Source organism: Candidatus Omnitrophota bacterium (assembly GCA_041650805.1).
GTDB lineage: Bacteria > Omnitrophota > Gorgyraeia > 2-01-FULL-45-10 > 2-01-FULL-45-10 > JBAZKM01.
The window spans coordinates 16456-40286 of sequence record JBAZKM010000009.1; the positions used below are offsets into that span (position 1 = coordinate 16456).

At 53.4% G+C, this 23831-nt stretch carries 20 protein-coding genes; all 20 read right to left on the reverse strand.

Annotated elements, in window-relative coordinates; genetic code table 11:
* Window positions 1-12: 12 nt before the first annotated feature.
* The 20 genes from WC515_07110 to WC515_07205 all read right to left on the reverse strand — a co-directional run bounded on the left by WC515_07110 (window position 13) and on the right by WC515_07205 (window position 23827).
* Entirely contained in the window at window positions 13-1026 is a 1014-nt protein-coding gene (locus tag WC515_07110; protein MFA5147124.1) for a glycosyltransferase family 2 protein, read from the reverse strand.
* 4 nt (window positions 1027-1030) lie between these two features.
* The gene (locus tag WC515_07115; GenBank protein ID MFA5147125.1) at window positions 1031-2086 is read right to left on the reverse strand and encodes a glycosyltransferase family 2 protein; all 1056 of its coding nucleotides are present in this window, start codon (window positions 2084-2086) and stop codon (window positions 1031-1033) included.
* Entirely contained in the window at window positions 2083-3219 is a 1137-nt protein-coding gene (locus tag WC515_07120) for a glycosyltransferase family 2 protein (protein ID MFA5147126.1), read from the reverse strand. The genes WC515_07115 and WC515_07120 overlap by 4 nt, the downstream gene beginning before the upstream one ends.
* Window positions 3216-4310 carry a glycosyltransferase family 9 protein gene (locus WC515_07125; protein MFA5147127.1) on the reverse strand — a complete coding sequence of 365 codons (1095 nt, stop codon included), beginning with the start codon at window positions 4308-4310 and terminating at the stop codon, window positions 3216-3218. Before WC515_07125 ends, WC515_07120 begins: the two co-directional genes overlap by 4 nt.
* Entirely contained in the window at window positions 4303-5565 is a 1263-nt protein-coding gene (locus WC515_07130) for an O-antigen ligase family protein (protein ID MFA5147128.1), read from the reverse strand. Before WC515_07130 ends, WC515_07125 begins: the two co-directional genes overlap by 8 nt.
* Window positions 5562-6593 carry an MraY family glycosyltransferase gene (locus tag WC515_07135; protein ID MFA5147129.1) on the reverse strand — a complete coding sequence of 344 codons (1032 nt, stop codon included), beginning with the start codon at window positions 6591-6593 and terminating at the stop codon, window positions 5562-5564. The genes WC515_07130 and WC515_07135 overlap by 4 nt, the downstream gene beginning before the upstream one ends.
* A 14-nt stretch (window positions 6594-6607) precedes the next feature.
* Entirely contained in the window at window positions 6608-7576 is a 969-nt protein-coding gene (locus WC515_07140) for a GDP-mannose 4,6-dehydratase (GenBank protein MFA5147130.1), read from the reverse strand.
* On the reverse strand, window positions 7573-8754 hold the full coding sequence (locus tag WC515_07145) for a glycosyltransferase family 4 protein (GenBank protein ID MFA5147131.1): 1182 nt from the start codon (window positions 8752-8754) through the stop codon (window positions 7573-7575). The genes WC515_07140 and WC515_07145 overlap by 4 nt, the downstream gene beginning before the upstream one ends.
* Window positions 8751-9122: a hypothetical protein gene (locus WC515_07150; GenBank protein ID MFA5147132.1), complete on the reverse strand. Its 372-nt coding sequence runs from the start codon at window positions 9120-9122 to the stop codon at window positions 8751-8753. Before WC515_07150 ends, WC515_07145 begins: the two co-directional genes overlap by 4 nt.
* Entirely contained in the window at window positions 9109-9639 is a 531-nt protein-coding gene (locus WC515_07155) for a DUF4330 family protein (protein ID MFA5147133.1), read from the reverse strand. The genes WC515_07150 and WC515_07155 overlap by 14 nt, the downstream gene beginning before the upstream one ends.
* Before the next feature lies 1 nt (window position 9640).
* Complete coding sequence (locus tag WC515_07160; protein MFA5147134.1) at window positions 9641-10891, reverse strand: glycosyltransferase family 39 protein; 1251 nt, start codon at window positions 10889-10891, stop codon at window positions 9641-9643.
* Window positions 10892-10903: 12 nt separating this feature from the next.
* Window positions 10904-11638 carry a class I SAM-dependent methyltransferase gene (locus tag WC515_07165; protein MFA5147135.1) on the reverse strand — a complete coding sequence of 245 codons (735 nt, stop codon included), beginning with the start codon at window positions 11636-11638 and terminating at the stop codon, window positions 10904-10906.
* A 10-nt stretch (window positions 11639-11648) separates the two neighbouring features.
* Window positions 11649-12746 (reverse strand): DegT/DnrJ/EryC1/StrS family aminotransferase, encoded by a 1098-nt coding sequence (locus WC515_07170; protein ID MFA5147136.1) that lies wholly within the window; start codon window positions 12744-12746, stop codon window positions 11649-11651.
* A 17-nt stretch (window positions 12747-12763) separates the two neighbouring features.
* Window positions 12764-13768, reverse strand: a complete 1005-nt coding sequence (locus WC515_07175; GenBank protein ID MFA5147137.1) for an NAD-dependent epimerase/dehydratase family protein — start codon at window positions 13766-13768, stop codon at window positions 12764-12766.
* A 5-nt stretch (window positions 13769-13773) separates the two neighbouring features.
* Complete coding sequence (locus tag WC515_07180; GenBank protein MFA5147138.1) at window positions 13774-15315, reverse strand: radical SAM protein; 1542 nt, start codon at window positions 15313-15315, stop codon at window positions 13774-13776.
* Between the two features lie 5 nt (window positions 15316-15320).
* Window positions 15321-16262 carry a glycosyltransferase family 2 protein gene (locus tag WC515_07185; GenBank protein ID MFA5147139.1) on the reverse strand — a complete coding sequence of 314 codons (942 nt, stop codon included), beginning with the start codon at window positions 16260-16262 and terminating at the stop codon, window positions 15321-15323.
* Between the two features lie 23 nt (window positions 16263-16285).
* Window positions 16286-18133 (reverse strand): ElyC/SanA/YdcF family protein, encoded by a 1848-nt coding sequence (locus WC515_07190; protein ID MFA5147140.1) that lies wholly within the window; start codon window positions 18131-18133, stop codon window positions 16286-16288.
* 170 nt (window positions 18134-18303) lie between these two features.
* Window positions 18304-20343: a hypothetical protein gene (locus WC515_07195; protein MFA5147141.1), complete on the reverse strand. Its 2040-nt coding sequence runs from the start codon at window positions 20341-20343 to the stop codon at window positions 18304-18306.
* Between the two features lie 12 nt (window positions 20344-20355).
* Window positions 20356-22053 carry a hypothetical protein gene (locus tag WC515_07200; GenBank protein ID MFA5147142.1) on the reverse strand — a complete coding sequence of 566 codons (1698 nt, stop codon included), beginning with the start codon at window positions 22051-22053 and terminating at the stop codon, window positions 20356-20358.
* Window position 22054: 1 nt separating this feature from the next.
* Complete coding sequence (locus WC515_07205) at window positions 22055-23827, reverse strand: ABC transporter ATP-binding protein (GenBank protein ID MFA5147143.1); 1773 nt, start codon at window positions 23825-23827, stop codon at window positions 22055-22057.
* Between the last annotated feature and the right edge of the window lie 4 nt (window positions 23828-23831).

Here is a 23831-nt window from a genome sequence, read left to right on the forward strand (position 1 = left end):
CCCTTGCCGTAGTTAATAATAATGCACCTTTGCCCTGTGAATAAAAGAGAGCGATTCCAATAACCTGCCCGTCCTCTCTCCGCCTATAAAGATATCGTTAAATCTCTTCTTCTTTGTAAGTATCCTGTATAACATCTTCGGATAAAATCGCTTTGGCTCTATCTCACAGGAGATTATATTCGAATGCTCGGGGATATCTATATGCCCCCTCGAAAAATACCATATCCAGTTGCCGTCCCGCGCCAACCTTAGCAGTTCCGAACGCAGCCGCTGCATGAATAGATCATCGCATGAATCCAGTATATATGCTATCCTCCTCGGCCTGCCCCACCTGAACTCATATATTTCCCTGTTCCTCTTAAAATCGCTTTCGAACGTCCTGGACCTCCTGAACGAGGAGTGTTCCCTGTGATAGACATAAGCCCCCAGGGCCCTTACGCACCTGTATCCTTCCCGTATCGCACGTCTTGAAAAATCGGTGTCTTCAAAATTCCCCATGCCGTATATCTCATCGAAAAGACCTATCCGCCCGACCACCTCTCTCTTTATGAGCATGCAGAAACCTATGGCCGCCCCCAGTTCAACGGACCTTCCCGCCCCTTTCCTTATGCTCCGCGCGTATATATCTATCGGTTCCCCCTGCTGGGGCTTCTGTCCGAGATTGTTACTCGAAGGGTTGACTACACCTATCGACGGGTCGCTCCGGGCGATCCTTATCATCTCCTCAAGCCATCCCTCCGTGACCAGGGTATCATTATTCAATACGCATATATAAGGGGCTTCGGAAGACCTCTCTCCCTGGTTGACCGCCTTGACAAAACCAAGGTTCTCTTTATTCCTTATAAGCATCACATCTACGGGGCTCTTATCCCTGAGGCCTTCCAGGTAGCGTGCGGTCTCTTCATCGCTCGCATTATCCACCAGGATGAGACGGTAGTCCTTCCCCGTCTTTTCAAAGACCGACCTTATACAGTCCGCGGTCAATGTGAGGTTGTTCCAAACCGGCATTATGATATCACAGCGCATATATCTATCCAGATCCAGCCAGGGAAGCTACCGTCTCTTTTATACTATCCCCATCCTCCGCGATATCGACGTAATGCGCGTTATACCCCAGGGCGGAAAGCGCCTTCGCCATCTTGCGATCATCGGTGAAGACGATATCGTAACGTTTCTCTTTCCTCTTCATCCTGTTGAGGCGGAAGATACCGTTAAAAAAGGTCCTGTAAAAAAAAGGCGGGACAGACGATTCCCTTATGTTGATATGCAGCATGACCCGTGCCGGGGCGGCCTTCCATAAGTATATGATGTGCTGGCGCCTTGCCAGGAAGAGCGATATCTCCGACAGGGCCTTCCCGCCGGTGCGGGATACGGCTATGAACACTACCCGTAACCGCCTACCCCACCTGGAGTAGAAGAGCGCTTTATTCTTTTCGTGAAGCTCCCTTCTCCTGGCTTCGTCGTACAAGGATACGAACGTGGAATCTCCTATGTGTTCGACTGTCACCCCATCGGCGCTCACACACCTGAAACCGGCACGTATGGCCCTCGCCGAATAGTCATCATCATCGTAATACCCCATCCCGTACGACTCATCGAAAAGCCCCACCTTATCGATCACGCTTCTTTTGATCAGGATGCAATATCCGCGGCAAAAATCGACCTCTATGAAAGGGGCTCCGGCGCCCTTTCGGGCCGGCGACCCTTTCTTAAGTTTGAAACGGGGGTTCACCAGCCCTATGTCCGGGGCGGCATCCGATATCCCTATAAGCTTGGAAAGCCAGCGGGGCGTCCTTACGATCGTATCATTGTTCATTATGCATACGTAAGGGCTCCTTGATACCGCTATGCCCTGGTTTATCGCCTTTATCCAGCCCCTGTTAACGTCGTTCCTGATGACCTCCACATTCTTGTTGCAGGCCTTTACATCTTTCAGGAACCTTTTCGTCGGTTCATCGCTTCCGTTATCTATGAATATCAGGGTATACGGTACATCGGTATTTTCCGCTATGCTCCAGAAACAATTTTCCGTCATCTTCGTATTGTTGAAGACAGGTATTATGATGTCGCAGGAGAGACCGCTCACGATATCCTCTTTCTGCCTATAGAAAGCGCCGTTTCCCTTCCCCTCTTCTGCCAGTCCGCGCAGCTTTCGGTGAACGAGATATTGACAGCCCTGGCGAAGGCCGATGCCATCTTTGCCACAGCGCGGTCGGAGGCCACTACCATATCGAACCTCTTGTCTCTCATCCTCTTCCGCATACGCTCAAGCAGTTTGCCGAAGACGACGACCCTGAAGAGCGTCTCGGGCAGGTCCAGATGATCTATCCTTATATTCTGGTGCGGCGGAAGCTTATTATCCGCGCATGACCGGGCAATGGCCTCAACCGCCTTCCCTTTGCCGCGCCTCGTATTTAACCATATGTGCACCCAGGACCATTCCCGCGCAAGGCCGTAGGCGAACATCACGAGGTTCGTGACCGAACCCGCATCCGATGGGTCTATCCCGGCCGCAACGGCGATCCTCTTATGCTTTCCCCATTTGTCGTAATAGATCTTCTGGTTGCGCCTGACCCACTCTTCCCTGTCGCCCGACTTGTTGAAAGAACCGTGCAGGCGGTGATAGACATACGCGTCCTTTATCGACACCGACCTGTAACCGGCCATATGCGCCCTCATGGAATAGTCCGTATCGTCAAACCCTCCTATACCGAACGACTCGTCGAGGTACCCTATCTTTTCTATGACCTCTCTCTTGATCAGCATGCAGAACCCCTGGCACTGGTTCATCTCCATGTATTCGCCCCTGTGAGACCTGAGCTCCTCTGCGTGAAGTTCGATCGTCTTGTCCATATGACCATCGCATTGCGGATTTATCAGCCCGACGTCCCCGTGGGTCTGGGCGAATGCCGCCATAGATTCAAGCCACCCCGTAGCCGGGATAGTATCGTTGTTCAGCACGCATACGTACTGCCCGTCCGAAAGCCTGAGACCCTGGTTGACCGCCTTTACGAAACCAAGGTTATGCTCATTCCTTACCAGCACGATATCGGGCCTCTCTCTCCTGAGGCCCTCCAGGTACTTCTTCGTATCGTCTTCGCTCGCGTTGTCTATAAGTATCAGTCTGTAAGGATAGCGCGTGGTATCGAATATCCTCTCGATGCATTCCCTGGTAAGATCGAGCTGGCCCCATATCGGGATTATGATATCACATCTCATCTGTCTTTATACCGTTCTTTAAGGTTCTCCTCCGCCATACGGAGGACGGCCTCTCTGTCGATCTTCTTGAGACAATCGTGCACTTCGCATATATTATGTTTAAAGCCGGAATAACACGGCCTGCACTTTACGTCTTTGGCCACCGCGACCTTGTCCCGCGGCGACCCGGGGTACGGGCCGTACACCCTGTCGTCAACCGGGCCGAATATGGAGACGGTCCTCACCTTCTGGCTCACCGATATATGCAGTATTCCGCCGTCGTTACAGACCATGAGCGAGCAGCGTTTTATGAGCGCCGCGGACTGTGAAAGAGTCAGCCTTCCGCACAGGTCTGTGACCCGGCCCGCCAGGTCCTTCTCTATCTTCCTGCAGAGACATGACTCCTCGCCTGACCCGAATATAAAAAAGTATACGTCCGGGAATTTTTCCGTGATCTTTCTCGCTACATAACTGAAGTTTTCAGGCGCCCACCTCCGGTAAGAGGCATCGCCGCCCCAGCTCTTCCCGCCGCCGGGGGCCAGCCCGATCACCGTCCTCCCCGACAAGCCACGCTCTTTCATAAAACCTGCCGCCCATCCCTCCAGCTCCTCGGACAGGGCGAACTCCAGCTCTTTATCCGCGCACTTACCGATCCCCAGGAGTTTCAACACATCCAGGTAATAGTCGATGACGTGTTTGTCGCTGAACCCGTCTATTGTTATCGCCTCCGTCAAAAATCTGCCGCGCCCTTTAAAATTGAAGCCGATCCTCTTCTTCACGCCCAGGAGCTTCATGAGGAGCGACAGCTGGTAACCGAGCGACAGGTCTATCAGGAGGTCATACCTCTTTGACTTGAGCTTCTTTATGAAGGCGGCCAGTTTCCCGATGAACCCTATCTTCGAATCCCTGAAGGCCTTCCTGAATTCGTCTTTTTCGAATATGATTATATCCCTTATGTTCCCGTTATCCCTGAAGATATACTGCGCGCGTTCATTGCACATGAAATCTATATCGGCGTCCGGCATGCTCTTTTTAAGCGTCTTCACCAGGAGCGTCGTGAAGAGGACGTCCCCTATGCCGAAAGTGTTGACTATCAGTATCCGCTTATTCATCGAACGGTCCATTGATCACGCTCATAAGCAACGCAACGGTAAACCAGAATAATATCACCAGCGGGAGCGACTGCAGATTTGTGTCAAAGATACTCTGTATGAGAAAGGCCAGGAGCCCTAGGGATATGCCCAGCGCAAGGACCCCGGCAAAAGTGGAGCCGTTCTGCCCGGCATACCGGAACGATCTTCCGAACAACGCCAGGAGCATGGCCAGAAAGGCTCCGAGGCCTATAGCCCCCGTCTCTGCGGCCATCTGCAGGACGCTATTGTGCGCATAGCTGCCCTTCTTCTCTTTGTATTCATCCTCCCGGAACTCCATGAACTTTGTAAAGAAGGTATTGCATCCGTTCCCGATGACAGGATGATCAAGGAATATCTTCCAACCTATGCGCCACATATAGAACCTGTCCTGCATGCTTGAGAAGCCGAGGAGATCGTTCAATTTCTGCTTTGGCACGAAGAATGATGCCGCTACGACAAGACAGAGGACCGCTACTATGAGCAGTTTTGCCTTCTTTATGAACAGCATGGCAAAAAGGGAGACGAAGAAACCGGCCCATGCGCTCCTGGTATTGGCAAGGTAGAAGAGGAAAAGGAACGGCAATAAAAAGAGGCCGAGGAGCACCCTGGCGCGCGCGCCTTCCGGCTGCCACAGTAAGAGGCAGATCGCCGGGATGGCGATGATCAGCATCCATGCCGAGAGGTCATTCGGAAAAGGGAACGGGCCCGTCGGGAACCCGAGAAAATAAGGGGAAGGTACGGGAAACCCCAGGCGGCTGAGGTGGAAATCGCTCCACGGGAGGACATATTTGAACGAAGGATAAAGACGTATCGGGTCCACGTGCATAAAACGGTACTGTATATACGCGTCGACCATTACCACCGTTGCCGAAAAGAGCGCCGCCTTCAATATATTCTTCAGCTTCGGCCTGGAGTCAACCGTCTCTACCACCACGAAATAGAGCGCCGCGTACTTCAGGCATTTGGTGACGATAGACCTCGCGACAAAAAATTTGTCTCCGGCATTTATCAGCGACAGGAGGTTCGCCGCGACGAATGCGAAGAGGAATACGTTGATCGGCGTCTTCTTGAGCCGCAGATCATTTCCTATGATCTTCCTGGACAACCAGGCAAAGATCGCCGCGGCTATGGATATCTCGGCCAGGGATTTTGAGAAAGGTATGCAGAATACGAGAAGATACAGGGAATACTCGGTTATCCTGTCAGCAATATGCAGGGCGTCAGATCTCTTCATCTTTTTCCGTTTTGCCGCTGAAGTTTTGCACTTCCGAACCGCTTGACGGCCAGATATGAGCCGAAACCTATCATGCCGAGAGATGCGGCCGCAAGTATCAATACCCCCACGGGTACGCTCGCCTTCGTTATGAGCAGAGCCGCCAGGCCAAGGAGCGATGATATTATGTATATGAGGACGACCGCCCGCCGCTTTTTGAAGCCCAAAGACGCCAGTATATGCGATGAATGGTCCCTCCCGCCTATATATACCGGCCTCTTCTCCATCAGCCGCAAAAAGGTCACCAGTGTGGTGTCGAATATCGGATACCCCAGGATCAATATGGGCAGTGAAAGCGAAAGGGATATCGTATCCGTCTTCCATGACCCCAGTATGGCGATGCAGGCCAGCGCAAAACCTATCACCATGCTCCCGGAGTCGCCCATGAATATGCTTGCCCGTGGGAAATTATGGCGCAGGAAGCCGAAACAGGCGCCCGCAAGGGCAAAGCATACCACCGCGGTATATATCTGGGAGCTCCATAATGCCATTACCCCGAAGAATAACGACGCTATGCCGGCTATCCCGCTCGACAGACCGTTCAGGTTGTCGAGCAGATTGAAGGCGTTCGTGATGCCGACGACCCAGAAGACGGTAAAGAACATACTTACATAATAGTCCTCGAAAGTGGTCACTCTGAACCCTGCCTTATAAGCTATGAGGGCGGCCATTATCTGGCCGGACAATTTCATCTGGGGCATCATTCCAAGCTTATCATCGATAATGCCCAATATGAGCAAAAGCGTGGCACCGAAGAATATGCCGTATAAATATACATTAGGGGCCGTGGTGAAGAGGATCCCGGCGAAGAAGGCCACATATATGGCAAACCCGCCGAGGAGCGGCGTCGGATGGGCATGTGACTTCCTACGCTCCGGGTTATCCAGAAGCCTTGCCTTGAATGCCAGCTGCCGCACGAACGGGGTGAACCCGTAGGCGATCATGAAGGCAATGAAGAGCGCCCCCCACGTATCCTGTACAGTGACCATCGGTTACTCCTTATTTATCGCTTGAAATATTCTATCGTCCTCTTCAACAACTCCTCGGTATTGACCTGGGGGGAGAACTTTATCAGCCCCTTTATCTTGGATATGTCCGGCCTCCTGTGCCTCATATCCTCGAAACCTTCTTCGTACGCCTTCTCATACGGGATGAGCTCTATCCTGGACGGCGAATTTGTAAGCCGTTTTATCTTCTCCGCCAGCTCAAGGATAGTTATGCTCTCCGGGTTGCCTATGTTGAATATCTCTCCGACGCTTCTCTTTTCATTCGTAAGCCCGATGATCGCCCTCACGGCATCTCCTATATACAGGAAGCATCTCGTCTGCTTGCCGTCCCCGTATACGGTGAACGGCTTCCCCAGGAGCGCCTGTTTTATGAACCGCGGTATGACCATACCGTAACGGCCCGTCTGGCGCGGGCCGCAGGTATTGAAGAACCTGACGATGACTACGGGAAGCTTCTTCTCCCGCCAGTATGCGAGCGCCAGGAACTCGTCCAGCGCCTTGGTGGAGGCATAGCTCCACCGTGATATGGTGGTAGGTCCGAGGAGACGGTCATCGTCTTCCTTGAACGAGCGCTTGCCCGTAACGTCTTTCCCGTATACCTCGGACGTAGAGGCCAGTATGACCTTCTTCTTACCCAGAGAGTTTGCCAACTCCAGGACTATCTCGGTACCCCTGACATTGGTCCTTATAGAATCGAGAGGGTTGTCTATTATATACTTCACCCCTACGGCGGCCGCGAGATGGAATATCACGTCCACCTTCTTCACCATACGGGCCATCTCCTTTTCATCCATGATATTGCCTATGGTGAAATGGAAGAGCTTATTATTCTCGAGATGGCGTATGTTCTCTATGCTTCCCGTGGAGAGATTATCTATAACGTAGACCTCCCACTTTTTGTCCAGCAACGCCTCGCAGAGATGGGAGCCGATAAATCCGGCCCCGCCCGTCACAAGTGCTTTCATCTATTCGCTCCTTTTTCTTTTAGAAGCTCCGTGTAAAGACCCTTTATGTCGTTCACGAGCCTGTTCTTGTGGAATGTCTCCCTCACCGCGTTCCGCGCGTCTTTACCCATCGAGTTGCGGAGCGCCTTATCGGATACCATCGCCTTAAGCTTATCGACAAATGCGGCAGGGTCGGAACCCTTAACCATGTACCCCCCGCGCGACCCGGCCAGGACGTCCGGCACTCCGCCGACTCCGGTGGACAAGATCGGGACGGAGGATGCCATCGCCTCTATCATGGCGACGGGAGTCCCCTCGTTCTTTGAGGTCAGGAGGAAGATGTCGAATGCGGAGTAGAACCTGACCATATCTTCCTGCCACCCGAATACGCGCACCTTATCGGCCAGGGCCAGACGGTCCCGGTACGCGATCAACTCCTCCTTGAGCTCCCCGTCTCCCACGATCACGAACTTTACATCATTCCCGCCATAAGAATCCAGAAAGAGCCGCGCGATCTCCAGGAATAATTTATGGTTCTTTATCCCTGTCATGCGCCCCACCGTACCGATCACGATATCGTCATCTCCGAACCCTATCCCCTCTTTCGTCTTACGCGCGGGATCTATGGAGAGGTAGCCGTCGAGCGGCAGGCCCAGGGGCACCACCCTGCACTTCCCGCTATCGACGACCTTATAGGTCTTGACAAGATCATTATGCTGGAGCGGGCTTATGGCTATCACGACGTCGGTCAGGCGGGAGAGGAACCGTTCGAGGCCAAGGAATATACGGCTCTTCAAGGCCCCAAAATACCCGCTGAACGTGTGCCCATGGAAGGTATGGACCTTCACGGGTACCCCTGCCGTAAATGCTGCAATGCGGCCTATAAATCCGGCCTTCGAGGTGTGGGTGTGGACGATATGCGGCCTGTAACCTTTTATCAACCTGTATATGGCAAAGAACGATATAACGTCGTTTAAGGGGTTTATCGGCCGGGCAAATCGCCGTATGAAGACCGGCCGGACGCCGTACTCTTTCAGCAAAAAGGTCATCTCGGCTTCTCCGCGATCGACCATACCGCTTACCAGCATAGATTCGAACCCCCCGGAATTGAGGGCGTTTGTGAGGAGTATCGCCTGGACGGCCGGTCCCCCTATATTGAGACGCGCTATGATCCTCAATACCTTTATATTACCGGTCATCCTTTCCTCTTCTTTCTTAAAAAAATGATCGCCCCGCACGAGAAGGCAAAAGACCTTCCTGCGGCAGATAGACCGTCTATATATCCCCCTTCGGCCAGGACCAGTATCGTATGAAATACGGTCACCGCCATGATGAAGAGGCCCAGATCCCGTAACCCGAGGCCTTTAAAGGTCTTCTTCGCCGACGAGACCAGTATGCTCTTATCCGCGTTGGCAAAGATACCTCTCCTGACAAGAGAGAGGAAGCCCTTAAAGGCCCTGCGAGTCCCGCTCTCACAAAACGAGGCCATTATATTGATCGGAAGCCCGGACAGGAACCGGACGATCCTGCTCTCCCGTATGAAGAGACGCAGCTTACCTCTTATCATCCCTCTTGATCCCTTCATCGTTCACCTTCAGCACATAACAGGGCACGGAGTACCTGTCGGTGTTGAAGAATATCATCGACCCGGTCCCTATCAGAAGCGGCTGCCTGCGATAATACCACGGATCTCTTTTAGAGCCGCGGGTACATGCCAGCTCCAGTTCCATGAATACGGGAACTTTGTAGTCGAACGTCTCGTCTGTCGACTTCCTCAATGCGGCCGCCTTTATCTTCTCTCCGTATCCGGCATCCTTTTTGATCAGGCGGACCAATCGCGCATCCGGGGACCCCTGCTCGTCATAAGAGAGGTCGCCTTCGCGGAAGATCTCTGCCACTGCAAAGACCGGCAGTGTGACCACCTCCGCCCTGACCCAGTATACGGGCACCGCCTGCACTTTTTTACCCAGCACCTTGTAGACGTAGAAGAACGTCGGTATTATAACTATGATGAGCCCTACGATCAGGAAATCGACTATATTTATCTTGCCGAAGAGACGGCCTCTTTTATCCAGCAGTTCCATATCATCGCTCCCTCTTGTAGAAGTTCGAGAATATCTCGAAAAGACCGGTTATCCCTGAAGCCGAGATGATCAGGAGGACCGGTTCCACACTCCACCTGTGCCTGCCCTCCACATAAAATAAGCTCTGGAATACCGATATCGACAGCATGAACAATACCAGTAACATCAAGTTCCCCTTGTCCGACCATACCTTATTGCCGAGCGCCATATAAAGGCCCGCGGCGGCGAATAAGACATAAAAGGCGTAAGAATAATTATATACGGCCGTATACAGGGACGGGTAAAGCAAACCCGTCGTCGGCGAAGACCACCAGAAATAGCCGAGTTTCCTGAAGAAGAGCATTATGAACCTGGCGGGGTCCTCGCTCACAAATTTGAGCGCCTCTTCCCGGAATATCTCTCTCTGCTCAAGCTCAGGCAACGCCACGATCTTCGAATAAAGTTCTTTATCCTCCAGCAATACGGGCTCGCCGGAGGGCATATACGAACTGCCGGTCGCATTCATGTTATTGCCCCGCCAGAAGACCTCCGCGTCAACGCTTGCGCCCGGGATGAACTTATGGTGTATGACATAGTTCCTCAGGACCCATCCCGAAACCGGCACGGACAAGAAGATCAAAAAGATCGCCAGGCAAGAGACCTTCTTCAATAATCCCCCTTTCATCAGGATGAATAACCACAGCAGGACGAACGGCAGGAAATCCATTATGGAGAACCGCGACAGGGCGGCAACTCCGAATGTGAGCCCGCAGAACGCTGCGCTCTTCAAGGAAACCCTTTCGCGCAGTTTCATTACACAGAATATGACGAGCGAGAAGACAAAGAGGTCAAGCGTAAGGGTATGCGCCTTCTTTACCGAATAGAGGACCAGGGCCGGGTGGAAGATCGTAAGCGCAAGCGCGACCAGCGCCGCCTTCTCATCAAAGGTCTTCCGCGCTATCAGGAATATCAATACACATGCCCCGATAGACAGGAGTGTCTGCATGTACATGACCGGAGCAGGGTCGAACCCGAACATGCCGTACACCAGTACGAGCAGAAAGACATACAGGGGCGTGGTGAAGGACCGGTAAGTCGTCCCCAGGTGGGGCATGGTGAACCCTTTTCCGGCGAGGATATTCCTGGCTATGGAATCATATTCCCACTGCTCTATGGAATGCCGGGACAGGAATAGGTCGAGCAGGAATGCCCTCAGCAGCAATGATACCGCTATGAGGACTATCACGTATGAGATGACCGTCTTTCTATTCATATATGATCACGCCTATACCTTCTTTGCGACGCAGAAGACCGACAACCCCCACGGCATATCGAACACGTTCAATGCCATATTCTCCGCCTTCAGGACCGCATAAAGCATGCCGTTCACGGCGGGGAATATCGGTTTGAGGTTGCTGGAGTTGTCCTTCTTTATCTTCCATACGAAAAATTTGAAGAAGACGAGGACCGCCCCCAGCAGCATATTCCTGTACGTCCTCTTTATTATATTGAAACCCTTTTTACGGAGCATATCGCACATCTCGCTCATCTCATATCTGTGCCGCGTATGTACGAACGTGTCGTGGTTGCGTCTCATGTAATTATGGGCCGGCTCGTTTATGATGACGTGCCCGCCGCTCTTCAGGACCCTGTGCGCTTCTCCCAGCACGGCCAGATCGTCCCTGACCAGCCTGTGATAAAGGACGTCCGTCAGTATCACTATATCGAAAGAGGCGTCTGCGAACGGCATCGCTTCTATAGAGCCCTTTACCATACGGCTCAGGCCCCTCTTGCGGCAGTAGCCCAGGGCGATATCGGATATGTCGACGCCGAAAGACCTGCCGTATCTGTCGAGGGCTGCCATAGTGAAACCGGTGCCGCACCCTGCGTCGAGTATCTTTATGCCGCGCCCTTCGCCGTTCAGCTTACTTATGGTCGAGAAGAGAAGGTCGTGAAGCCCCCTGTACCACCAGTGGCCCTCTTCAAGCTCATACATCAGGGTGTATTCTTTAGTTTCCATCCGAACGGCATTACCTGTTTTTGAACGAATTTACCGCGTCGCATACGCGGCGCGTCTCTCTTCCGGTCATTTCAGGGTATAGAGGCAGCGATACGACCGTCCTCGAACACTCTTCCGTGACGGGGAGGGCGCATTTACCCCTAAGCTCCGGATAGGCCTCCTGCATGTGGACGGGCCTCGGATAGTGCACGAGGGACTGCACCCCATTGCGAGCCAGGTGCCTCCTGAAAGCGTCCCTGTATCCCGACCTGACCACGTACAGATGATATACCGGGAGGCCGTGGTCCATCCTATCCGGCTTGACGATAAGCCCGTTATTTATACTCTTCCCGTATATCCCGGCTATCTCGCGACGGGTCCGGTTCCACCCATCCAGATATTTTAACTTGACCCTCAGTATGGCCGCCTGCAGTTCGTCAAGGCGGCTGTTGATACCTTTTATTTTGTGGAGATACCTGTCTGTCTGTCCATAATCCCTTATCATACGCGTCCTAAGGGCCAGCTGCCTATCGTTCGTTACTACCATGCCGCCGTCCCCGAACGAGCCCAGGTTCTTTGTAGGATAGAAACTGAAACACCCGGCATCTCCCATGGACCCCGCCTTCCTGCCTTTATAGACCGCCCCATGGGACTGGCAGGCGTCTTCCACCACTTTCAGTCCGTGCTTCTTTGCTATCCTCAATAGAGGGTCCATGTCTGCGCACTGGCCGTAGAGATGGACCGGCAGGATCGCCTTCGTCCTGGAAGAGACCTTCGCCTCTATCTTCGAGACGTCCATGGTGTAGCTCGCTATATCTATATCCGTAAAGACGGGCGTGGCGCCTGCCATGGTGATGGCAGAGACGGTCGGGATGCCGGCATTAGCCACCGTTATGACCTCATCGCCCGCGCCTATACCCATTGACGCCAGCGCGATATATATGGCCTCCGTGCCCGAGGCGACACCCACCCCGAAACGGCATCCGCAGTACCCGGCGAATTCACGCTCGAACGCGGCCACCTCCGGCCCAAGTATAAAATATCCGGATGAGAATACCCTCCTTATCGCGCCGTCCACGTCTCTCTTTATACGGCTGTAGTGGCGCTTCAGATCACAGAACGGAATCATGCCCGCTGACATAGTCCTCACCAGTAATATCTTTTGTTCTTCTTATAAAAATCTATCGTCTTGCAAAAACCGTCTTCATAAGAGACCCTGGGCGTCCATCCCGTCGCCTTATTGAACTTTTCGTATGAGGCATAATAGTCGCCTATATCTATCTTCCTCGTCTCCTCGGGGAACGGTATCAAGCGGTATTTGCCGGAACCGTTGATCCCTATAAGGAGCTTCGCGATATCCACCAGCGATATGGCCGGTGAATTGCCAAGGTTGAATATCTCGCCGTTCAGGGAATCGTCATATGACGAGATCAACAGGGCATCGATCACATCATCTATATAGTTCAGGTCCCTCAGCTGTTTGCCGCTGCCGTATATCTCTATAGGCTTGCCGTCTATGATCTGGCGTATGAACCACCCTATGAAACCCTGCCTGTTATGCTTCATCAGGAGGCGCGGCCCGTAGGTGTTCGTCATCCTTAAGGCCACCGTCTTCATGCCGTAGACCTTGTTGTACAGTACGTGATACCACTCTCCCGCAAGCTTATTTATGCCGTTAACATCGGTCGGCTTTAAAGGATGCGACTCGTCGACCGGGAGGTATTCCGGTTTTCCGTATATCTGCCGGGTGCTCGCGAATACGATCTTGATCCCGGGGTTCTTCTTCCTGCATGCCTCAAGGAGCGAGAGCTGGCTCTTGGTATTTATCTCCAGGTCCGTATAGGGGTCCTTCATACTGTCTATATGGCTTACCTGACCTGCCAGGTTGAATATTATATCGGCGCCGCGCACCAGGAAATCCATCGAGTACTCATCGCGGACATCGGAGAAATTCAGGTGGACCTTCCCCTCCAGCCCCTTTATGTTGAAGAGGTTTCCTCCGTATTCCGGTATCATCGAATCGACCAGCGTTATATCGGCGCCGAGCCGGGCCATCCTTATGGCGAGGTTACTGCCTATGAAACCGAGACCGCCCGTGATGACCACTTTCTTACCTTTGAAATATCCCTTCTTAAGCTCCGTCTTATGCATAGCTCTCAAGCCCCTCTCATTGCGTTCATGCACTTCTCAAGTTCATCTCTTCTTTCGGCATCGCTCAATAAGGCATGGCGGCCCTTCGCCTGGGTTCCGGCCCTCTCAGGGGCGCTCTTCTCCTTCGTAAAATCGTACAGGTAGTGCCGGAACGTCCTGATAACAAGTTCGATATACTCTTTCAGCGTATGCCTGAAATAGAATATCTTCCTGCCGTACGTTGTAACGGCCAGGAGGTAATGTATAAAGAAGAATGTCTTATTGGGCCTCCAGTATATCAGGCGCTTGACTATGATATCCCTGAGCGACGGGAACTTCGCCGCCACTATGGCAAGCTCGCACAGGTTGTACTGCGCCCGCTTCTCCCTGTCCGAAAAACAGCTGAGCGGGCTCATGTTGCGCATGCCGTAGTCGATACTGTCGCCCTCCGGGTCATAGATACCCCTCTCTATGCAATAGTCGCCCAGGTCAGTCCCGGGATACGGCATGAATATGGAAAAGTTGGGCATCTCCGGCTTGACCTTTATGGCGAAATCGAGAGAGGCGATGTCGTGATCGAGCGTCGTGAACGGGAGGGCAAGCATAGTATTCGCGTATACGTTTATGCCGTGCCTCTTGAATATCCTGAACGCCTCCTCGAGCTGCGGTTTTGTGGCATTACGCCTCATCATCCTGAGCCGCACGTCATCGTCAGCCGCCTCTATGGACATACAGACCGAAAAACATCCCGCCTTTTTAAGATAGGACGCCATTTCATCGGTAACGAGTTCGGCGCGGAGCAGACAATAGAACGGCAGCCGGATTTCCGAGGCCCATCTTTCGGAAAATTCCTTTAGCCATTCATCGGCCTTATATACAAAGACGTCGTCCTGTATGCGGACGAAATCGACCCTGTATCTATTCTTCATCTCTTTCGTCTCTTCTATGACCGAAGAGACCGTCCGCCTCCTCACCACCCTGCCGCTCGATTCGAATATCCTGTTGTACCGGTTATTGAAACAGTACGGGCACGGGAAGGCGCACCCCCTGGAGGTCCATATGCCTTTGATCCCGAAACGCCCCATGAACGGATACGAGTACACGAGCTCCCTGTCCATGAAAGGGACCGTATCGAGATCGCATATGAGCGGCCTCAATTTCAGCCCGGGATCCTCCTGCGTGACGATGTTCGGGATCGCGCCGACGCCCTTGCCGGATCCGATAGATTCGACCACGTCTATGATGGGCCCCTCGCCTTCTCCCACGCATACGGCATCTATCCCGCCGCCGGTAACACAGGACCTGTCAAGCGTGGCGTGCGCGCCGCCCAGTATGGTGAATATCCTGGCCCTCTTCCTGAGCGAATCGTTGAATCTCCGCATATCCTTCATGTCGACGGACATCATGCTGTACGCCAGCATATCCGGTTTCCATGATAATATCTTCTTCTCGACATCCTCTTTCTTGATGACCCCGAGGACCGTCCGGTGCCCCTTCTCTTTCAGGACCGACGACAGTATCATGGGGCCGAACGGCTCATTTACGCCAAGGTCATTTACTATGAACATCACTCTCATGCGCGCGGGATATCCTTATCGTTCGAAAAGAGGCGCCGCACTACGTACTGCGGGGTCCTGTTGTCCATCAGGAAGAGCTTCCCAAGGTACTCGCCTATCAGACCCAATATAAGGAGCTGTATGCCCCCGAAGAGAAGGATCGCTACGAGTATCGTCGTTATGCCCATCGGGATCGCCGGATTGATGATCTTCTCTATGATCATCGAGATACTCGACAGGACGCCTATTATCAGGAAGAGGAACCCCAGGAGCGTGCTCGCCCGCAAAGGGAATATGGAAAAATTTATGAACATATTGATCCATAACCGCACTAGCTTATGGAAGGTATACCCGGACCGGCCGGCGGCGCGGCTTGCGTGCCGGACAAGGACCTTGCCTATATTCCCGGTGCTGCGCAGGATGAGCCCGTCGACATAAGGGTACGGGCCTTTATATTTGACGACCTCCTCCGCTATGAAACGGCTCATGCACCGAAAGCTCGAAAGGTAGAGGTCTTTGGGCTTATCGAGCAGAAGGTTGGCTATCGCGTTATTGAACGAGCTGCCGGCATTCCTCATGAACGAATGGCGCTTCTTCTCATAATAACTGTATACGACGTCCAGGCCTTCCGAGACGGCTTTATCGAGGAGCTTCGGTATCTCTTCCGGCGGGTTCTGGAAATCATCGTCTATGGTAACGGCATAGTCGCCCGTCACCTGGTTCAGGCCGGCCATTACTGCATTGTGTTCCCCGAAATTCCTGGCAAGGCATATATATTTGACGTTTGCCTTGTGCCTTTCATAGATGGAGAGGCAGAGATCATGGCTCTTATCCTTGCTTCCGTCGTTCACCAGTATGATCTCCGTCTGATACGCCTTAAGTATCCCGAGCAGGTCCTCCACGAGTTTCGATATGGTGCGCGCACCGTTATATACGGGTATGACTACGCTTATCTTCATATGCACCTCGCCTCCGGCTTTGGTCAGATATAACCCTTGAAGAGATAATAGAGTATCCCCAGGTACTCGTGCGCGATCGCCCTGATCTGTTCCCATTTTACGGGTCCGTCCCTGTAATAAAATTTAGATCCCGGCACCGGGGAATATATGATATCGATATCCTTAGCCGTCTTCCTGGCTACCAGCTCCGCCCTCCGCATATTATACGGAGAGCTCACGAGTATCATCCTGCGGAAGTCCATTTTGCGCAGGATCTCGCTCGTATATTTCACATTCTCGTAAGTCGAGTTTGCCCTCTTCTCCAGTATGATATCTTCCTCGGGCACCCCCATAGAGATGGCGAATAGCTTCATATTCTCGGCATCGTTATATTTGAACGTATATCCCGATGAATATATGATATGGCCGGCGAGTCCCTTCCTGTAGAGTTCCACGCTGTACCTGGCCCTCTCCACGGTGCTCTCTTCGGGCGACCCCTTCTCGCCCACCCCTCCTCCGAAGACCACTATGGCATCGGATACGGACGGTACCTGAGATATCTTTAACGGGCTCGCTACGAACCACAAAAGAGGTGAATTGAATATGAGAAGATATGAGAGCGCGGCCAGGATAACCGCCCGTATCACCCTGCGTTTCGAGACGCGGTAGAGGGCGGCGAGGTTCTCTTTCCAGCCGCGGCTGGCGTACATCGCCTTTTGCGCTATCCTCTCCTCCATGATCTCGCTCATCTCCTCTATGCGGTTCTCCCAGGTATTCTGCATTGCGGCCTCCTTGCCCCTGGAGGCCTCTTTTCCGTTCTCGCTTTTCATTATATCTTCTATACGGCGGGCAAAACCCTCGCCCGAGCTTTCTATATGCACGATATCGCCGTACAGGCGGTTGAACTCCTCTATCTCCGGGAGGGCGGTGGAGATGACGGGCTTGCCCATCAGGAGATATTCGTTCAGCTTTGTCGGATAGACGGTCCGGGTATATTCGTTTATCTTATAAGGGATCATGCATATGTCCATATTCTCTATGTAATCCGGCAGCTCATCGTGCCTCTTCATCCCCAGGAGTATTATATTCTCCGGTTTGGCCTGGGCCGAATAGTTTACCTGGTCAGGTCCTATTAGTATTATCGACCATCCGGGCCTGAGGCGGGCGAGCGATCCCAGAAGCTCGTAATCTATGTGCCGGTGGAGCCCGCCGACATAACAGACCCTGGCCCCCTTTACGCCTTTTAAGTCATCCGGCAGCTTTCCGGCTGAAGGGCCGCCCTTCCTGTTGAAAAGCTCCCCCTTGACGCCGAACGGGAATATGTGGACATTCTTGTTGAGCTTCAGGCAATGCTCCTTCAGGACGATCCCCTGGGCGAATACGAGGTCGACCGCCTTCAATATCCCCTCTTCCGACTTACGGAGCTTCTCCTTATTCCTGACCAGCTCGCTGAAGTCGGCTATGCAATAGTATATGGAGAGCTCGTGGTCAAGGTTGGTTATGAGGTTCAGGGCCGTGGCGGTGGGAAGGAACGTCCATATGATGGGATTGGTGAAGTCCGCCGCCTTCATCCACCTCTTGAGGACGGGCAGCATTATAAGGCGGTTGATGAATGAGGCGATCCTGGAGTACGGGAAAGGCAGTATGACCGGCGAATATACGAAAAGGTTCTCCCTCTCCTTCCGTATCCCCTTAAAAGATCGGAACCAGTTGGTGAGCCGCTTCCTTATCCTCGGCAGGTCCGAAAAGGTGGGCACACGTATGCCCGTATTCTCTATGAAGAGGACCTTGTTCCCCTCGCGGACAAAGGTCTCCATGATCTCCTGGTGCCCCTGCCACACGAAGTCCCAGTCAATAGAGGATATGCATATTATGTTTTTATTATGTACCATAGCTTATAATATTACTATAGACCATATATAATAACATAGCGGGACGGGGCTGACAACCTATAATTCAGGGCAGAGGAAAATAGGTCACCATGACACCTGTCACCACGTCACCAGTAAAAGCTTTTACTTGTGACCTTGTGACTTGGTGACCTGGTGACCCTTGTCGGAAATCAATGAACGGTTTTTACAATTGCCCTGCCCGTTAGGAGCTTGAAGAGGAAGCGCTCGAATTCGAAGGTGTTGCGGTACGGCACGTCCGTATAGAGGGAGGTGCTATTGAAGCTGTTCAGGAACGGGCGCATATCGCCATCCAGGTCCATGCAGCCCGACCTCTCCAGGATAGCGGATACGGCGCCGTAGTCGCTCTCCAGGAACTGTATGCGCGAAAAGAGACGCTCGCCCGAGGCGCCGTCGCCTGACCGGTAACTCAGGTATGATGCGCAGAAGAGGCACTCGATATAACCGTCCACCTCCCGGTCGATGACGGAGCCGATCTGAACCGCCTTCTCCCTGTCATCGGCGTTCACCTCGCTATAAGATACTATCTTATTTATCCAGTCCTTCATGTCCGGCGCATTCATGATCCATTTAAGGTCTTCGAGTTCGAGGCCCGGGAGGACGTAGTTAAGCAGGAACGGGCGTATGGCAAGCGCCCTGTCGAATAAGGCCTTTGCCGCCGGATAGTTTCGCTCTTTCAGTTTCGACATCGCGGCGCTGAATGTGCCGTCGAACCCGTCTGGGGCGGCACCTCCCTTTAACCGGTCATACGCGGGGAAGTTATTGGCCAGGCGGCCGCGCAGAAGGTCAAGCCGGATAGCGGCGATATTGGAGGCGACGAGGCCCGCTATTATGACCGCCGCGACGATCTCCCGCGCGATATTCCCCCTCACCGTCCTGCCGGGACCGGAAAAGAAGAGACGGTCGAACACCGACGCCGCAATGACGCAGAATGCCGGGGAGAGATATATGAAATAACGGGAGGCGACGGGCTCGCGAAGGTTGATATATATGAAGCTCATCAGGTACCATGGCACGAATATAAGAAGCCCTTTATGCTCTTTTACCGAATCCCTGAAAAATACGTAAAGCATCCCGATCGCCAGGGACAGATAGAAGAACCCCGGCGCAAGCGATACAAAATAGTAAGGACGGGACGGATCGTTCGAGAGGACGGCGCGGACCGGTCCCAGGAACGATGCGACCATGCCGGCGAACGGGAGGATGACATTATACGGCAGGAGGATATTACGTATATCTTTTGAGGATATCGAGAAATAGAAGATGATAAACAGCGCGGCGGCTATCGCGCAGGCCGTGTTCCGGCGGCCGGACTTCTTCTCCCACTGTAACCTCAGCGCCGGGCCGGTCAGGATCAATGCCGCCAGGCCCGCGGCGAAAAATAGCGCATATGATAAGGCGCTCCTCCCTCCGGCCAGGTATATGTTCATCCTGTCGTCGCCTCCGTAGACGAGGGCGAATAGCGGATAGACGAGATACGTTATGAATAGAGGAGACCATAGGCGGAACTTTCGCGCCCGTTCCTCCCCGCCTCTTGAAGATACGGCTATATGAAACAACAGCAGGACCGGCAGCATCAATATGCTGGCCCTCGCGAATGAGGCGGCGAGATTCGCGGCTATCGTCATGGCATAATACGCGCGGCCGTCCCTCCTCCCGTCCATGATGGTGCCCGTCTTCAGATAAAGGCTCAATACCAAAAGCATAAAAAAGACCGTGACGAGGTGCTGGAAGGCCATCGGCCATATATACGCGCCGAAGTGTATATAAAGGCCGAGGAATATGATCGCGGAGAATGTGCTCTTCCGCCACCCGAGCCCCATATTCCTGCATAATGAAAATAAGAGGAACGAGCCGAACGCATGGAATAGGAGCGAAACGGATACGAATCCGGAAGGCGACGGACCGAAGAGATTCAGGCAAAGGACGGTATATGCCTTCAGGACGGCCGGCCCGTACAGGGCGGGCGCCGGGTCGAGTATGAACTTGGCTATACCCAATGGCGACATATCCCGGATTGCCCGGAATACCGCCGGGATGAACCAGAGGAGGTCCTCCTCAAAGGAGATATTCGATACGGCCCCGGAGAGGAACCTCAACCACAGGACGGCCGCAAAGACCGATAGGCCGATGTAGATGTAAAGGGATTGGTCCCCACGGGCAGTCTCATCATTATCCGGATATCGCTTCACGGTCTTTCGCTCCTATCGTTCACCCGGCCCAGGCATGATATACGCCTTTCCGAATTTCTCGATATCATAGATATGCGCCCCTTCTGCGGACAGCGCTTCAGTATATGGAAGTATATAATTATCATACCTGATCTGCATATTGGTCCCTTTTCCTGTATCGGTGGCCAGCCGATGCGAAACGAATACGCGGTCTATCCTGTCCGGCCGCAATCCGTTATAATCGGAGCTGCCGAACCTGCCGAACGGCGGGATCTCCCAGATATCGTATACCCTGTCTAGCGGCACGCTCATGAATGCGCCTATGAAGGCGCTCTCCAGGGCCATTATCCCTTTGGCGGGCCGGGCCAGCTCTTCGAGCGTCCTGAATGAGGCACCGATAGAATACGGCCTCGTCTCCATGATACGCACATCTCTGTGCCGTACATCTTCGGCCAGGTCACCGGTTATCTTTGACCAGTGGATAGGGCCGTTAGAAAAGAATATCAATAAGAGGGGCAGGATGAGGTGACCGTACCTCGTGGAGACGCCCCTGAAAAGATTTCCATACCACGACGCGCCAAGGATGAAGACCGGTATGACAGCGCCCATATAGTGCGCGCTGGGCGAGGATAGCGCGTGAGACAGGAGTAAAAGGATATTCCCGGCCAGGAAGAGCCGCATGCCGTCATCCCTAGAGGCGCGGACCGCGCCGTACAGGATGAGGCCCAGGAGAGGGACGGTCACCGCCCCGGCCGCGGAGTAAAATAACCACAGATGCCCGGACGGCTTCGAGTAATAGAAAGGGGGCAGCATCGTCAGGCTGGCTATGGTGCAGAATGCGCCTTTTATGTTCTCGGCCAGTTGGCGTGCCACGAATCCCGGATTTGCGAATACGGCCCCTAACATATCGGTGGCGCCTCCGAAAAGCTCGTGATTGGTAAAATAGAAGTCCTTGTTATGAAAACTTCCGTATCTATGAAATATATACTGGAAATTGCTGTCCTGTATAAAGGCGGCGTCGGCCAGGGACTTGCCGTTACCGGGGAACCAGGCGGCGCTCGAAAACCATATATTGTTCCATGGGTGCGGCGATTGCGCTACCTTGAACCATAGGAGCAGCAATATGGCAATGAAGAGAGGCCAGTCTGCCGGCCCGGGCCTGAGAGCGCGTATAAGGGAATTGAAGCCGGACCTTCTCAGGGCCCGAAGGATATCCCAGAAGATGAAGATACCGACGAGTAAAAGATAGTTATACCGTATCATGTATGCGAAGAGGAGAAGAGCATATGAGAGGGCCATCCTCGATCTCTTCGTCGCATCACCCCTCGCCACTACCGCAAGGCATGCCGACGCGAGGGCCAGCTGCTGAGTATGCGGCTCGGCCATCTGGAAGAACGGCATCCACAGTACGAAGGCAAATGAAGCGCCGACGAGCCCGGCATATCGTTTGAATAAAGCGATGAATGATACTGCCGCTATCATGAACGTGACGCAGTATTCGACGATGACCTCTAACGGATATCCCATCCACCTGAAGAGGTTCAGATAAAGTATATAGAGAGGACTCCTGTCGACGACGATAAATTTGCCCGTCTCGGCGAAGATGCGCGCGAAGAGCCAGTATCCCCAACTTTCGCCGCCCGGTTCCCAACGGGCGAATAGAGTAAACGCTATGCCCGAAAGCGCCAGTATGGCGGCGTAAATTATATGCCGGGTCATGCGCGTATCCATATTATACCGTCTCCAATAGCTGCAGTTTGACCATACGGTTGAAATAGCCGTTCGCCCTGACCAGGTCCGTGTAGGAACCCTCTTCGACTACACGCCCCTTCTTAAGCACATATATGTAATCGGCATTCACGATCGTAGAGAGGCGATGCGCTATGACGGCTATCGTCGTCTCCCTGGAGATCGCCTCGATCGCCTCCTGTATGAGACGTTCCGAAGATGTGTCGAGGGCGCTCGTCGCCTCATCCAATATCAGCAGTTCCGGCCTCCGGAGGATGGCCCGGGCGAGCGCAACGCGCTGGACCTGGCCGCCGGACAACCGGACGCCGCGGTCCCCCACTACGGTATTATAGCCGCCGGGCAGCTGCCGGATGAATTCATCGGCATTTGCCTGACGGCAGGCATGCGCGATCTGGTCTTCGGTCGCAGATCCCGAGGCCCAGAGGAGATTATCCCTTATGGTCATATTGAAGAGGGCGCTCTCCTGCGGCACGTATCCTATCCTCTGCCTGTATGTACGGATATCTATATCCGAAAGCGGCCTTCCGTCGAGAGCTACGCGTCCCGCGGAGGGTTCGTGAAACCCCATGATTATATCTATAAGCGTTGACTTGCCTGCCCCGGATTCTCCTACGAAGGCGATCATGCTCCCTTTAGGGATGCGGATATTTACATCCGTCAGGACCGGTTCCTCATGGTTGGGATAAGCGAAGGAGAGGCCTTCTACGGTCAGCTCGCGCGAAAATCCCGTAAATGGCACTGCCCCGGATATCTGCACCAGCTCCCGGGCACGGCCTCTCAGCGCATTCACCTGTTCATAACTCGGGAAGAAGTTCTCTACGGAATTCTTCTCCGTGGCCAGACTTCCGATAGTCGAGGCGACCTGCAGCAGGGCAAAGAGCATCACCGTCACCTCCGATAAGGGCACGCCGAACCTGCGGGCGGCGATAAGGGCTATGACAAGGGCTACTATACCCAGCGGACGATAGAGGAGCGGTATCGATATGTTCAGGACCTGCGACCTCAGTGTCGCGCGCCTGTGCGCATCGAACGCCTCCCCTACCTTGCGGGCGTTCTTATCCTGGTTGCCGAACCCCAGGACCACCTTGGCTAAAGAGACGCTCTCCTGGACTGCCGACATGAGGGCGTTCGCAGTAGCGGTATTCGCTTTCCCGAACCTGTAGCTGAGCCTGCCGGCCATGATAAAAGGGAGCGAAAATAAGACCGCCGAGGCCAGGCTGATAACCGTGACAGGCCATGATATGCATAAAGGCACCGCCAGATAGAAAACCAGCTGCAATATATGCGAAAAGAACATGGCCATGGCGCCGAAGGCGTCCCCTACTACGGTTAGCTCCCTGCTGAACGTATTCAGCAGGACCCCCTGTGTGTTAGCGGTAAAAAAATGCCATCGCGCATTGAAAAAATCTTCGAACGCGCCGACCATCATATCCCGCACCACCGCATATTTCGTCTTCAGGATCGAGTGCATGGCGAAGACCTGAAAGAGGCCGCTCGCTATAACAAAGACCAGAAATACCACGAGCCAGTTGCCAAGCGTCCGAGGGTATCCCAGGAAAGTCAGTATGTACACGGCCTTGCCCGTAAGCGGACTTATCCCCTGGAGGTCCGGATGCATGAAGAGGTCCACTATCGGGCCTACGGCAAAGAGAGAGAGGGCGCTCGATATCCCCACGGCCAGCAGGAGCAGCGTATTAGCGCCCAGAAGGACCGGGAATTTTTTGCATATCTCATGTATGAATTTAAATGCTCTCATATAG